Source organism: Kineococcus anabasis, assembly GCF_054590795.1.
This window is the reverse complement of record NZ_BAAIHU010000009.1, coordinates 337,384-349,813: the sequence shown is the minus strand read 5'-3', so window position 1 is coordinate 349,813 and position 12,430 is coordinate 337,384. Positions and strand designations below refer to the sequence as shown.

Sequence of the window (12,430 nt, the reverse complement as noted above, 5' to 3'; positions counted from 1 at the left end):
GGCGCAGGGCTCACAGCCGCTCCCGCAGGAACGCCGCAGCCGTGCGCCACACCCGCGAGGACGGGTCGAGGTGGGCCGTGTGGTCCTCCCCGTCGACGACCTCGAGCCGGACCTCGTCACCGGCCGCGGCGGCCGCCTGCGCCAGGCGGCGGGACTGCTCGGCCGGGACCACGTCGTCCGCGGCACCCGTGACCGCCAGCAGCGGCACGCCCAGCGGCACCAGCCGCACCGGGTCGGCGAGCAGGTAGCGCTCCGGCACCTGCGGCGCGTGCCCGCCCAGCAGGGCCGCCACCGCCCCGCCGGCGAAGCCGGGCCTGCCGGCCTCGGCACCCAGGCGCAGCGCGTCCGCGGCCTGCAGGTCCGCCACCGCCGCCTGCGCCACCACCAGGGCGGGGCGCAGCGCCGGACCCGCGCCCGGTGCCCCGGCGGGCAGCCGGTGCCGGGCCGCCGCCCACAGCGCCAGGTGGCCTCCCGCCGAGTGCCCGACGAGCGCGGTGCGCACCGGCCGCACACCGTGCGCGGGCGCCACCCCCGCCAGGGCGTCCACGGCCGCGGCGACGTCGGCCAGCGTGCCCGGCCAGCCGCCGCCCTCGTCGTCCGCGGCCCGGTAGTCCACGTTCCACACCGGCCGGCCGGCCGCCAGCAGGTCCCGCACGAGCAGGTCCTCCAGCGAGCGGTCCCAGCCGGCCTTCCAGAACCCCCCGTGCACGAGCACGACGGCGCTCTCGCGGTGCCCGCCCGCCGGCACGTGCAGGTCCGCGACCTGCGCGGGGTGGGGACCGTAGCGGTGCCGGTGCACCGCCGGGCTCACCCCAGCCGCTCCTGCAGCCAGGCGCGGGTCAGCTCCCACATGCGCGAGGAAGGGAACAGCGGGGTCCCGTGCCCCTCGCCCGGCACCTCCTCCTGCCGCACGTCGTCCCCGGCGGCGCGGGCGGCCTCGGTGAAGCTGTCCGCCTGGGCCGGTGGCACGACGTCGTCGTCCGTGCCGTGCACCGCCAGCAGCGGGATGCCCAGGGGCAGCAGGTTCGTCGGGTCCCCGGCGGCGTAGCGGTCGGGGACCTCCGCGGTGGTGCCCCCGAAGAACTTCGTGACGTTGGGGTCGCCGGTCTGCGGGTCGGCCAGCAGCGAGGGGTGCAGCACCCCCGCCAGGGACGCCGCGGCGATCGGGCGCACCGCGGGGGAGGCCCCGGGCGCCCCCGCGGGCAGCCGGTGCCGCGCCGCTGCCCAGACGGCGAGGTGCCCGCCCGCGGAGTGGCCGACGATCACGCTGCGTGCCGCGTCCAGGCCGTGCTCGGCGGCCGCGCCGGCCAGCACGTCCACGGCCGCCGCCACGTCGGTGAAGGTGCCGGTCCAGCCACCGCCGTCCCCGACACCGCGGTAGTCCACGTTGAGCACGGCGTGGCCGCGGCCGACGAGGTCCGCGACGAGGGCGTCGGTCTCGCTGCGGTCCGCGACCGGCCCCCACCCCCCGCCGTGGACGACGACCACGACCCCGGGGCGCCGCTCGGTCCCCTCGCCGGGCAGCCACAGGTCCGACACCTGCCGCGGGTGCTCCCCGTACGGGTAGGCGCTGCGCTGGGAGGCGTCCAGGCCCTCGGGGACGGTGGGGGTGCCGGGGGTGCGGGTGGGGCTGCCCGAGGAGGTGGCGGGGGCGGGGGGCGGGGTGGTCGCCGGCGTGGTGGGCTCACCGCCGCAGGCGCCGATCCCGGCGAGCGTCCCGGCGCCCACCAGCGCGCGCAGGACCACGCGGCGCACCGGGTGGGGGCTCACCGGTAGTTGACGAACTGCAGGGCGGCGTCGAGGTCGGCGCCCTTGAGCAGGGCGATGACCTGCTGCAGGTCGTCGCGGTTCTTGGAGCTGACGCGCATCTCCTCGCCGGTGACCTGGGTCTTCACGCCCTTGGGTCCCTCGTCGCGGACGATCTTGCCGATCTTCTTGGCCAGCTCCTGGCTGAGGCCCTCCTTCAGGGTGGCGTCGATCCGGTACTCCTTGCCGGACTGGCGCGGCTCGCCGGAGTCGAGGGCCTTGAGGGAGATGCCGCGCTTGACCAGCTTGGTCTGGAACACGTCGAGGACGGCGTTGACGCGGTCCTCGGAGGTGGCCCGCATGAGGATCGTCTCCCCGCTCCAGCGGATCTCCGCGTCGGTGCCCTTGAAGTCGTAGCGCTGGGAGATCTCCTTGGCCGCCTGGTTCAGGGCGTTGTCGACCTCCTGCCGGTCGACCTTGCTCACGACGTCGAACGACGACTCGCTGGCCACGGGGGTTCCTCCGCACTGGTGGGGCGACTGCTGGGCGCCGGTGCCGGGCACCGGGTGGGACGACGTGCCGGGGCGCGCGGGTGCTGTGCACGCGGCCCCCGGCCTCCTTGCTATCGTGTCACCTGCGTCCGCGGCACCCCAGGGGTGTGGCGGTGTGCACGGCGGGTTGCCCGAGCGGCCAATGGGAGCTGACTGTAAATCAGTCGTCGTAAGACTACGGAGGTTCGAATCCTTCACCCGCCACGCTGAGGGTCCCGGTGCCGGAGACGGCGCCGGGATCCTGCGCGTCACGCGTGCCCGCCTGGGTGGGAGCCACTCCCGCCGAGCGTGTACTCTCGATGACGCACCGCCCCGATAGCTCAGTGGTAGAGCACTTCCTTGGTAAGGAAGAGGTCTCGAGTTCAATCCTCGATCGGGGCTCTCTGCACCGACCGGCCCGGCCGGTGCGGTGTGCGGCGGAGTAGCTCAGTTGGTAGAGCAAGCGGCTCATAATCGCTGTGTCGTCGGTTCAAGTCCGGCCTCCGCTACCAGGGCGGCCCCTTCGGGGGAGCGTCCCGTGGGGGGTGCGTCCCGTACCCTGGGGGTTTTGGCGCCGACCGGCGCCACCCGTCAGACCGACCAGCTGAGAGAAGGCACCAGCCGTGGCCGCGAAGAGCCAGGACGTCCGCCCCAAGATCACCCTCGCGTGCACGGAGTGCAAGCACCGGAACTACATCACCAAGAAGAACCGGCGCAACGACCCCGACCGCCTGGACCTGAAGAAGTACTGCCCCAACTGCAACACCCACCGCGCGCACCGCGAGACCCGCTGACGACGCCCGCGGCGGAGGACGGCGTCGTGAGCGCGCCCACCGGCATCGACGCCTCCTTCGCCGGGCGCAGCTACCCCGCCACCCGGCCCTACGAGGTCGGCCGTGAGGAGCTGCGCGAGTTCGCCGAGACCGTCGGTGCGAGCCAGCCCGCGCACTCCGACGTGGTCGCGGCCCGTGCCCTCGGCTACGCCGACGTGGTGGCACCCCCGACGTACGCGGTGAAGGTCGCCCAGCTGGCCGACCGGCAGTTCGTCACCGACCCGGCCGCGGGCATCGACTACTCCCGGGTCGTGCACGGCGAGCAGTCCTTCACCCACCACCGGCCCATCGTCGCCGGCGACAGCCTCGTCGCCGTCCTCCACGTCGACTCCGTGCGCGTGGTCCGCGGCAACGCCATGGTGACCACCCGCAACGAGATCAGCACCGTCGACGGCGAGCCCGTCAGCACCGTCGTGTCCATGCTGGTCGTCCGCGCCGACGGCTGACCCGCGCGCCCACCGGCCCGGCTCCCGCGGGCTCCTGCCAGCGGGTGCGGCACGGTGGCGCACCCGCCGCCCAGGAGTGACGAGGACACCGCATGAGCACCGCTGAGACGACGGCACCCGACGGCGCCGCCCGCCCCCGCTTCACCGACGTCGAGGTCGGCCACGCGCTGCCCGCGCGCGAGGTGCGGGTCACCCGCGCCGACCTCGTGCGCTACGCCGGTGTCAGCGGCGACCGCAACCCCATCCACTGGGACGAGCGCTTCGCGCGCTCCGTCGGCCTGCCCGACGTCATCGCCCACGGCATGTTCACGATGGCCCTCGCCGGGCAGCTCGTCACCGACTGGGCGCAGGACCCCGGCGCCGTCGTCTCCTACACCACCCGCTTCACCAGCCCGGTCGTCGTCGACCACGGGCAGGGGGCCGTGGTGGAGGTCGGGGGCGTCGTGGCCGAGCGCGACGAGCAGGCCCGCACCGTGCGGGTCGACCTCACCGTCACCAGCGCCGGCGCCAAGGTCCTCGGGCGCGCCCGGGCCGTCGTCCGGCTCCCCTGAGCGGGCCGCCCCTCCCCGGGCGCGGTTAGGGTCACCCCGTGCCCGTCCCCACCACCGTCCCGGCCGCCCGCACCGACGTCCCGCTGGCGCCCCTGACCACCTTCCGGGTGGGCGGGCCGGCGCGGCGCCTCGTCGAGGCCACGACCGAGACCGGGCTCGTCGCGGCCGTGCGCGCCGCCGACGAGGCCGGCGAGCCCCTGCTGCTGCTCGCCGGCGGCTCCAACGTCCTCGTCGCCGACGCCGGCTTCGACGGGACGGTCGTGCGCATCGCCACCCGCGGCGTCCACGTCGACTCCGAGGACCTGTGCGGCGGGGCGGTGGTCACCGCCGCCGCGGGGGAGTCCTGGGACGGGCTGGTCGCCCTCGCCGTCGAGCGCGACCTCACCGGCCTGGAGGCCCTCTCCGGCATCCCCGGCACCGTGGGGGCCACCCCCGTGCAGAACGTCGGGGCGTACGGGCAGGAGGTCTCCCAGACCACCGCCTCCGTGCGCGTCTACGACCGCCTCGACGCCCGGGTGCGCACCCTGGCCTCGGCCGACCTGCGGTTCGGCTACCGCACGTCGCTGCTGAAGCGGACCCGCACCGCGCCGGCCGGCGGGCACGCCGAGAGCCGCTACGTCGTGCTCGACGTCACCTTCCAGCTGAAGCCGGGCACCCTCTCGGCGCCCGTGGCGTACCCGGAGCTGGCCCGCGAGCTCGGGGTCGACGTCGGCGGCCGGGTGCCGCTGGCCGAGGTCCGCGAGGCGGTGCTGCGGCTGCGCGGGCGCAAGGGCATGGTGCTGCGCGAGGACGACCCCGACACCTGGAGCGCCGGGTCCTTCTTCACCAACCCGGTGCTGCCCGCCGCCGAGGCCGGCCTGCTGCCCGAGGGCGCGCCGCGCTTCGACGCCGGGGACGGCCTGGTGAAGACGAGCGCCGCGTGGCTGATCGACCACGCGGGCTTCGGCAGGGGGCACGGGCTGCCCGGCCCCGCGGCGCTGTCGACGAAGCACACCCTGGCCCTGACCAACCGCGGCGGCGCCGGGGCGGCGGACCTGCTGGCGCTGGCGCGGCAGGTGGCCGACGGGGTGCAGGAGCGCTTCGGCGTCCGGCTCGTCAACGAGCCGGTGCTGGTGGGCTGCTCGCTGGAGGGGCACCCAGCCAGTCGTCCACCTCGGCCAGCAGGCGCCGCTTCGTCGCCTGCGGTGCCCGCGAGGCCGTGATCGAGGAGCGCGCCAGGGAGGCCAGCGCCCCGTCGTCGAACCCGTGGTCCTCCCGCGCGCTGCGGTACTGCGCGGCCAGCCGCGGCCCGAACAGCAGCGGGTCGTCCGCCCCGAGCGCCACCTGCGCGCCGGCTGCCACGAGCCTGCGCAGCGGCACGTCCCCCAGCTCCGGGTAGACCCCGAGGGAGACGTTGCTCGCCGGGCACACCTCCAGCGCCACCCCGGCGTCGACGACGGCGGCGAGCAGCCCCGGGTCCTCGCTGCTGCGCACCCCGTGCCCGAGCCGGTCCGGCCGCAGCGTGGCGAGCGTCCGCCGCACGTGCTCCGGCCCGAGCAGCTCCCCGCTGTGCGGCAGGGACGCCAGGCCGGCGCGGCGGGCGATGTCGAAGGCGGGTGCGAAGTCCTCGGTGCTGCCGCGCCGCTCGTCGTTGGAGAGCCCGAAGCCGACGACCGCCCCCGCCCCCTCACCGGCGTAGCGCGCCGCGAGCCGCGCCAGCGCCCGGGCGTCCAGCGGGTGCCGGATGCGGCTGGCGGCCACCACGACCGCGACCTCGGTGCCCGTGACGGCCGAGGCGCTGCGCGCGGCGTCGAGCACGATCTCCAGCGCGGGCGTGATGCCGCCGACGTGCACGGCGTAGGAGGTCGGGTCGACCTGCAGCTCCAGCCAGCGCGAGCCCTCCGCGGCGTCGTCCGCGGCGGCCTCCAGCACCAGCCGCTGCATGTCCTCCGGCGTGCGCACGCAGTTGCGGGCGGCGTCGTAGAGGCGCTGGAAGCGGAACCAGCCCCGCTCGTCGGCGGACAGGCTCACCATCTGCGCGCTGCGCAGCGCCGAGGGCAGGCGCACCCCGTTGCGCTCGGCCAGGTCCAGCAGGGTGGACGGGCGCATCGAGCCGGTGAAGTGCAGGTGCAGGTGCGCCTTCGGCAGGGTCTCCACGCTGCGCGGTCCGGGGCGCTCGCCGCGTGCTCCGTCACCGTGCGTGCTGTGCGTCACGTTCTGGAGTCTGCCAGCGGGAGCGGTGCGACCTCATGCCGGCGGCGGCAGCAGACCCAGTTCCATCGCGACGGTGACGGCGCGGGTGCGGTCGTCGACGCCGAGCTTGGCGAAGGTCCGCAGCAGGTGCGTCTTGACCGTGGCCTCCCCGATGAACAGCGCGCGGCCGATCTCGGCGTTGGTGCAGCCCCGGGCCACCAGTGCCAGCACCTGCAGCTCGCGCGGGGTCGGCGCCTCCACGGGCGCGCTGCGCCTGCGGGCGACGAGCCGGGCGGCGACCCCGGGCGCCAGCACGGTCCCACCCCGGGCGGCGGCGCGCACCGACTCCACGAGCTGGGCGTGCGGGGTGTCCTTGAGCAGGTAGCCGCCGGCGCCGGCGCCCACGGCCCGCACGATGTCGGCGTCGGTGTCGTAGGTGGTGAGCACGAGCACGTGCGTCCCGGGGTGGCGGGCCCGGATGCGCTCGGTGGCGCCGGCGCCGTCCAGGACCGGCATGCGCAGGTCCATGAGCACCACGTCGGGGGACAGCGCGGCGACCTTCTCGAGCGCCTCGGCGCCGTCCGCAGCGGTGCCGACCACCTCGATGTCGGTCTCGACCTCGAGCATCCCCTCCAGGCCGGTGCGCACGACGGGGTGGTCGTCCACCACGAGGACGCGGATCACGACTGCCCCCCGGCGCCGGTGGGCACGGTGACCGTGATGCGGGTGCCGCGGCCCGGGGCGGAGTCGACCCGGGTGCTGCCGCCGGCGTCGGCCACGCGCCCGACCATGCCGGACAGCCCGTAGCCGCCCGTGGAACCGGGAGCCCGCGCCGCGGTCGTGTCCACGGCGAAGCCGACCCCGTCGTCGGCGACCTCCAGGGTCGTGGAGCCCTCCGCCGTGGACAGGCGCAGCCGTGCGGTCGTGGCGGCGGCGTGCCGGCGCACGTTGCCCAGCGCCTCCTGCGCCGCGCGCAGCAGCACCACCTCCTGCGCCCTGGTCAGCGCGGCGCCGGCGGACAGCTCCACCCGCACGTCGACGCCGGACTCGCGGCCGACCCGCTGCGCGAGGCTCTGCAGCGCCTCGGCGAGGGTGGCGTCCGCCAGGTCGACGGGGGTGGTGGCGGCGACGACGGTGCGCGCCTCGGCGAGCCCGTCCCGGGCGGTGCTCTCGACCAGGTCGATGCGCTCGGCGATGCGCTCCAGCGCGCGGGCCGGGTCGGCGCCGGGGGTGCGTGCCAGCGCCGAGGCCGTCTGCGCCAGCAGCACGATGCTGGTGAAGCTCTGGGCGAGGGTGTCGTGGACCTCCCGGGCGAAGCGCTCGCGCTCGGCGGCGACCCCGGCGTCGTGGTGGGCGCGGCCCAGTTGCTCCCGGGTGGCCTCCAGCTCGGCGATGAGCTCGCTGCGCTTCCGGCTCTGCTCGATGATCGAGGTGATCCAGAGGCCGAGGACCAGGCTGAACAGCACGCTGACCCCGAGGCTGACCGCCACCTCGCGCAGCGAGCCGGGGCCGTGACCGATGACCATCCCGGCGCTCGCGCAGGTGGCCAGCAGCACCGTCCACAGAGCGCCGTCGCGGCGGTCGCGCGTGAAGAACCACGCCTGCGGGAAGGCGATGAAGAGGAAGAAGTCCAGCTCGGGGCGCAGCGCGAGCAGCGCTCCGGTGCCCACCGCGAGCGCGGCGAGGTACGCCCGCGCCCGCCAGGTGTCCTCGCGGCCGGTGGCGGGGACGCCGAGCACCGCGTAGGCCGCCGCCAGGGCGGCGAGGACGAGCCAGGGCCCGGCGGCGGTGTCCCCGCGGACGGCCAGGGCCGCGGCGGCGATGGCCAGCATCCCGGCGAAGACGACGTGCCAGCCGACGGCCGTGGTGATCCACACGGACGAGCGGTCGTGCTCGCCCGCACGCCCGTCCGCCGCCGGCGCGCCGCTCTCCCGGCCGCGGGGGTGGGGCGGCTCCCCGCTCCCGCCGGGGCTCACCGCGGGCTCACCCCGCCTCGGCGAGGAGCCGCTGCAGGCGCCCGACCCCCTCGGCGAGGTCGTCGTCGCCCAGGGCGTAGGACAGGCGCACGTACCCGCTGGGCCCGAACGCCTCACCGGGCACGACGGCGACCTCCGCCTCGTCCAGCGCGATCGCGGCGAGGTCGGCGGAGGAGGTGATGCGCCTGCCCCGCAGGGTGCGCCCGAGCAGGCCCTTGACGCTGGCGTAGGCGTAGAAGGCCCCCTCGGGGGTGGGGCACTCCACGCCGTCGATCTCGTTGAGCATCCGCACCATCGTGCGGCGGCGGCGGTCGAAGGCCTCGCGCATGGCGTCCACGGCCTGCAGGTCCCCCCGCAGCGCCACGAGGGCAGCCTGCTGGGAGACGTTGGCGACGTTGGAGGACAGGTGCGACTGCAGGTTCGTGGCGGCCTTGACGACGTCCACGGGGCCGACCATCCAGCCCACGCGCCAGCCCGTCATCGCGTAGGTCTTGGCCACGCCATTGAGGACCACGCAGGTGTCGGCCAGCTCGGGGACCTCCACGGGCATCGACGCGGCGCGGACGCCGTCGTAGGTGAGGTGCTCGTAGATCTCGTCGGTGACGACCCACAGGCCGTGCTCGTGGGCCCAGCGGCCGATCGCGCGGACCTGCTCGGGGGGGTAGACGGCGCCGGTGGGGTTGGAGGGGGAGTTGAAGAGCAGCACCTTCGTGCGCGGGGTGCGCGCCCGCTCCAGCTGCGCCACGTCCACGCGGTAGCCGGCCTCCTCGCCGGCGAAGACCTCGACGGGCACGCCGCCGGCCAGGCGGATCGCCTCGGGGTAGGTGGTCCAGTACGGGCTCGGCACGATCACCTCGTCGCCCGGGTCGAGCAGGGACGCGAACGCCTGGTAGACGGCCTGCTTGCCGCCGTTGGTGACGAGGACCTGCTCGGGGCGCACCGCGAGGCCGGAGTCGCGCAGGGTCTTGTCGGCCACGGCGGCGCGCAGGGCGGGCAGGCCGGCGGCCGGGGTGTAGCGGTGGTTGGCCGGGTCGGTGCAGGCGGCGACCGCGGCCTCGACGATCGCCTGCGGGGTCGGGAAGTCCGGCTCGCCGGCGCCGAAGCCGATGACGGGGCGCCCGGCGGCCTTCAGCGCCTTCGCCTTCGCGTCCACGGCGAGGGTCGCCGACTCGGCGATGCTCGCGACACGGGCGGAGACGCGGGAGGGGGCGGTGACGGTCTGCTGGCTCACAGGGGCCATCGTGGCACCCGTGGGCCCGGCGCGGGCGGTGCCCGGCCGGGATGTCGGCGTGCGCGGCGCCGGACCCGGGTTCGACGCCGCCTCGCCGATGCGCCTACACTCCTGCGAGGCGGTCCACGCCGCCATGCCGACGCGCGCCTCCCGCGCGCTGAAGCGCACAGGGCAGTGGCGCAATTGGTAGCGCTCCGGTCTCCAAAACCGGTGGTTGGGGGTTCGAGTCCCTCCTGCCCTGCGAGATCAACCCGAGGGAACCGACGAGCACCAGCCGGATCGAGGACGAGTTGAGCGAGACGTCGACCACCGCGGATCGCGAGACGTCCGGGCGCCGGCCCGGCGTCGGTCTCTTCCTGCGTCAGGTCATCGCCGAACTGCGCAAGGTCGTCTGGCCCACCCGCAGCGAGCTGCTGTCCTACACGGGCGTGGTCCTCGTGTTCGTCCTGGTGATGATGTTCCTCGTCCTGGGACTGGACTACGGCATCGGCAAGCTGACCCTGCTCGTGTTCGGCTCGGGTTCCTGACGCACCGAGCACCCGACCCCGAAGGAAGCAGGTCAGCACCGTGTCCGAGCAGTGGGCTCCGTCCGGCGAGCGCCCCCGGCCGAGCGACGACCCCTTCGCGGTCGCCCAGACCTACGACGCCGAGGACGTGACCGCCGACCTCGAGGCGGACGCCGAGGCCGCCGCCGAGGCGGCCTCCGTGGGCGGCACCGGCGAGGACGCCCCCGGCGAGCCGCCGCTGGTCGAGGAGCCGCAGGCCGTGACCGACGACGCCGTGGCGGACGATGCCGTGGCCGGTGACGCCGTGGCCGGTGACGCCGCGGTGGAGGACCTCCTCGCGGACGCGGCAGGGCCGGTCGGTGACGAGGACGAGGCCGTGCCCGCGGGCGACGACGTGCCCGCCGACGAGGTGGCCGCAGAGGACGCAGCGGGCGAGGACGACGACGTCGACGAGGTCGCGGAGTTCCGCGCCAAGCTGCGCCGCCTCCCCGGTGACTGGTACGTCATCCACTCCTACGCGGGTTACGAGAACCGGGTCAAGGCCAACCTCGAGACCCGCATGACGAGCCTGAACATGGAGGACTTCATCTACCAGGTGGAGGTCCCCATGGAGGAGGTCGTCGAGGTCAAGAACGGCCAGCGCAAGCAGGTCCGCCGGGTGCGCATCCCCGGCTACGTCCTCGTGCGCATGGACCTGACCGACGAGTCGTGGGGTGCCGTGCGGCACACCCCCGGGGTCACGGGCTTCGTGGGCAACACCCACCAGCCGGTGCCGCTGTCGGGCGACGAGGTCTTCTCCATGCTGGCCGCGACCCTGCAGCCCAAGGAGAAGCCGAGCGCCGCCAAGGCGGCCGCCGCCGAGGTCCGGCTCGTCGACTTCGAGGTCGGGGAGTCGGTCACGGTCATGGAGGGCGCGTTCGAGACCCTCCCCGCGACGATCTCCGAGATCAACGCGGACCGCCAGAAGCTCACGGTGCTGGTCTCCCTCTTCGGCCGCGAGACGCCGGTGGAGCTCAACTTCAACCAGGTCGCCAAGATCTGAGGCGGCCCCCCGTGCCCGGCGCAGCGCCCGACGACGTGCGCTGCGCCGCGTAGTATCGACTGCCGCGGCCACAACCCCTCGTCGCCCGACCCGCGGGCACCGACAGGGCCGCTCTGCCTGGAAGGACACCGTCATGCCCCCCAAGAAGAAGATCACAGCGATCATCAAGCTGCAGATCAAGGCCGGCCAGGCGACGCCGGCCCCGCCGATCGGCCCCGCGCTGGGTCAGCACGGCGTGAACATCATGGAGTTCTGCAAGGCGTACAACGCCCAGACCGAAGGTCAGCGCGGCAGCATCGTGCCCGTCGAGATCACGGTCCGGGAGGACCGCTCCTTCACCTTCATCACGAAGACCCCGCCGGCCTCCGAGCTCATCAAGAAGGCCGCGGGCGTGGACAAGGGCTCGGGCGTCCCGCACACCACGAAGGTCGGCAAGCTCACCGGCGCCCAGGTGCGCGAGATCGCCGAGACGAAGATGAGCGACCTGAACGCGATCGACATCGAGCAGGCGGCGAAGATCATCGCCGGCACCGCCCGTTCCATGGGCATCACCGTCGAGGGCTGAGCCCCCGGCACCGGACGGGCCCGCGACCCGCGGGTCCGGTGGCAGGGCCGTGCGCGGCCCGCAGGACCACGACTCCCACCCCACCAGGAGCAGAAGTGAAGCGCAGCAAGGCATACCGCGCCGCAGCGGAGAAGATCGACAGCGAGGCGCTGTACGCGCCCCTGCAGGCCGTCCGCCTGGCACGGGAGACCTCGGTCACCAAGTACGACGCGACGGTCGAGGTGGCCTTCCGCCTCGGGGTCGACCCCCGCAAGGCGGACCAGATGGTCCGCGGCACCGTGAACCTGCCGCACGGCACCGGCAAGACGGCCCGCGTGCTCGTCTTCGCCGTGGGTGAGCGCGCCGCCCAGGCCGAGGCCGCCGGGGCGGACATCGTCGGCGGCGACGAGCTGATCGACGAGGTCGCCAAGGGCCGCCTCGACTTCGACGCCGCCGTGGCCACCCCGGACCTCATGGGCAAGGTCGGTCGTCTGGGCAAGGTGCTGGGCCCCCGCGGCCTGATGCCGAACCCGAAGACCGGCACGGTGACCATGGACGTCGCCAAGGCCGTCAACGAGATCAAGGGCGGGAAGATCGAGTTCCGCACCGACAAGCACGCGAACCTGCACTTCATCATCGGCAAGGCGTCCTTCACCGAGCAGCAGCTCGTGGAGAACTACGCCGCCGCCCTCGACGAGGTGCTGCGCCTGAAGCCGTCCGCGGCCAAGGGCCGGTACCTGCGCAAGGCCACCGTGGCGACGACGATGGGCCCGGGCATCCCGGTCGACCCGACCGTCACGCGCAACGTAACCGAGGAGTCCGCCGCGGTCTGACCGGGGCTGGGCACGGGGGG

The 12,430-nt window shown here is 74.8% G+C and carries 15 protein-coding genes and 4 tRNA genes; 12 read left to right on the top strand and 7 right to left on the bottom strand.

Annotated features, from left to right (window positions below):
• Positions 1-10 precede the first annotated feature (10 nt).
• From ACYQBY_RS16185 to ACYQBY_RS16175, 3 genes are read right to left on the bottom strand one after another with little or no spacing between them, the layout of a single operon-like run.
• Positions 11-811: an alpha/beta hydrolase family protein gene (locus ACYQBY_RS16185; RefSeq protein ID WP_459644898.1), complete on the bottom strand. Its 801-nt coding sequence runs from the start codon at positions 809-811 to the stop codon at positions 11-13.
• A complete protein-coding gene (locus tag ACYQBY_RS16180; RefSeq protein WP_459644897.1) occupies positions 808-1,770 on the bottom strand; it encodes an alpha/beta hydrolase family protein in 963 nt (320 codons plus the stop codon). Before ACYQBY_RS16180 ends, ACYQBY_RS16185 begins: the two co-directional genes overlap by 4 nt.
• Complete coding sequence (locus ACYQBY_RS16175) at positions 1,767-2,258, bottom strand: YajQ family cyclic di-GMP-binding protein (protein ID WP_459644896.1); 492 nt, start codon at positions 2,256-2,258, stop codon at positions 1,767-1,769. Before ACYQBY_RS16175 ends, ACYQBY_RS16180 begins: the two co-directional genes overlap by 4 nt.
• A gap of 160 nt (positions 2,259-2,418) precedes the next feature.
• On the opposite strand from ACYQBY_RS16175, the gene ACYQBY_RS16170 reads away from it, so the two are divergent.
• The 7 genes from ACYQBY_RS16170 to ACYQBY_RS16140 all read left to right on the top strand — a co-directional run bounded on the left by ACYQBY_RS16170 (position 2,419) and on the right by ACYQBY_RS16140 (position 5,308).
• Positions 2,419-2,501, top strand: a tRNA-Tyr gene (locus tag ACYQBY_RS16170).
• A gap of 105 nt (positions 2,502-2,606) precedes the next feature.
• Positions 2,607-2,678 (top strand) — tRNA-Thr (locus ACYQBY_RS16165).
• A 34-nt stretch (positions 2,679-2,712) separates the two neighbouring features.
• Positions 2,713-2,788, top strand: a tRNA-Met gene (locus tag ACYQBY_RS16160).
• Between the two features lie 111 nt (positions 2,789-2,899).
• Positions 2,900-3,070: a 50S ribosomal protein L33 gene (gene rpmG / locus ACYQBY_RS16155; protein ID WP_459644895.1), complete on the top strand. Its 171-nt coding sequence runs from the start codon at positions 2,900-2,902 to the stop codon at positions 3,068-3,070.
• 26 nt (positions 3,071-3,096) lie between these two features.
• On the top strand, positions 3,097-3,555 hold the full coding sequence (locus tag ACYQBY_RS16150; protein WP_459644894.1) for an FAS1-like dehydratase domain-containing protein: 459 nt from the start codon (positions 3,097-3,099) through the stop codon (positions 3,553-3,555).
• Between the two features lie 92 nt (positions 3,556-3,647).
• Entirely contained in the window at positions 3,648-4,106 is a 459-nt protein-coding gene (locus tag ACYQBY_RS16145; RefSeq protein WP_459644893.1) for a MaoC family dehydratase, read from the top strand.
• 38 nt (positions 4,107-4,144) lie between these two features.
• Positions 4,145-5,308: a UDP-N-acetylmuramate dehydrogenase gene (locus ACYQBY_RS16140; RefSeq protein ID WP_459644892.1), complete on the top strand. Its 1,164-nt coding sequence runs from the start codon at positions 4,145-4,147 to the stop codon at positions 5,306-5,308.
• Here ACYQBY_RS16140 and ACYQBY_RS16135 read toward each other — a convergent pair.
• The 4 genes from ACYQBY_RS16135 to ACYQBY_RS16120 form a co-directional block, all read right to left on the bottom strand.
• Complete coding sequence (locus ACYQBY_RS16135; RefSeq protein ID WP_459645109.1) at positions 5,202-6,194, bottom strand: adenosine deaminase; 993 nt, start codon at positions 6,192-6,194, stop codon at positions 5,202-5,204. The genes ACYQBY_RS16140 and ACYQBY_RS16135 overlap by 107 nt on opposite strands.
• Before the next feature lie 138 nt (positions 6,195-6,332).
• Entirely contained in the window at positions 6,333-6,962 is a 630-nt protein-coding gene (locus tag ACYQBY_RS16130; protein ID WP_459644891.1) for a response regulator transcription factor, read from the bottom strand.
• Positions 6,959-8,254: a sensor histidine kinase gene (locus ACYQBY_RS16125; RefSeq protein WP_459644890.1), complete on the bottom strand. Its 1,296-nt coding sequence runs from the start codon at positions 8,252-8,254 to the stop codon at positions 6,959-6,961. Before ACYQBY_RS16125 ends, ACYQBY_RS16130 begins: the two co-directional genes overlap by 4 nt.
• 7 nt (positions 8,255-8,261) lie before the next feature.
• Positions 8,262-9,494 carry a pyridoxal phosphate-dependent aminotransferase gene (locus tag ACYQBY_RS16120; RefSeq protein ID WP_459644889.1) on the bottom strand — a complete coding sequence of 411 codons (1,233 nt, stop codon included), beginning with the start codon at positions 9,492-9,494 and terminating at the stop codon, positions 8,262-8,264.
• A gap of 159 nt (positions 9,495-9,653) precedes the next feature.
• On the opposite strand from ACYQBY_RS16120, the gene ACYQBY_RS16115 reads away from it, so the two are divergent.
• From ACYQBY_RS16115 to rplA, 5 genes are all read left to right on the top strand, one after another.
• A tRNA-Trp gene (locus tag ACYQBY_RS16115) sits at positions 9,654-9,726 on the top strand.
• A gap of 49 nt (positions 9,727-9,775) precedes the next feature.
• Complete coding sequence (secE, locus tag ACYQBY_RS16110) at positions 9,776-10,012, top strand: preprotein translocase subunit SecE (RefSeq protein WP_459644888.1); 237 nt, start codon at positions 9,776-9,778, stop codon at positions 10,010-10,012.
• A gap of 217 nt (positions 10,013-10,229) precedes the next feature.
• A complete protein-coding gene (gene nusG, locus ACYQBY_RS16105; RefSeq protein WP_459645108.1) occupies positions 10,230-11,033 on the top strand; it encodes a transcription termination/antitermination protein NusG in 804 nt (267 codons plus the stop codon).
• A gap of 133 nt (positions 11,034-11,166) precedes the next feature.
• Positions 11,167-11,598, top strand: a complete 432-nt coding sequence (gene rplK, locus ACYQBY_RS16100) for a 50S ribosomal protein L11 (protein ID WP_459644887.1) — start codon at positions 11,167-11,169, stop codon at positions 11,596-11,598.
• A gap of 95 nt (positions 11,599-11,693) precedes the next feature.
• Entirely contained in the window at positions 11,694-12,410 is a 717-nt protein-coding gene (gene rplA / locus ACYQBY_RS16095) for a 50S ribosomal protein L1 (RefSeq protein ID WP_459644886.1), read from the top strand.
• Positions 12,411-12,430: the final 20 nt, after the last annotated feature.

What these genes read in the sequence shown, in the direction of transcription:
- ACYQBY_RS16120 (WP_459644889.1), bottom strand. Translation starts at nt 9,494, where the DNA reads ATGGCCCCTGTGAGCCAGCAGACCGTCACCGCCCCCTCCCGCGTCTCC.
- ACYQBY_RS16135 (WP_459645109.1), bottom strand. Translation starts at nt 6,194, where the DNA reads ATGCGCCCGTCCACCCTGCTGGACCTGGCCGAGCGCAACGGGGTGCGC.
- rplK (WP_459644887.1), top strand. Translation starts at nt 11,167, where the DNA reads ATGCCCCCCAAGAAGAAGATCACAGCGATCATCAAGCTGCAGATCAAG.
- ACYQBY_RS16145 (WP_459644893.1), top strand. Translation starts at nt 3,648, where the DNA reads ATGAGCACCGCTGAGACGACGGCACCCGACGGCGCCGCCCGCCCCCGC.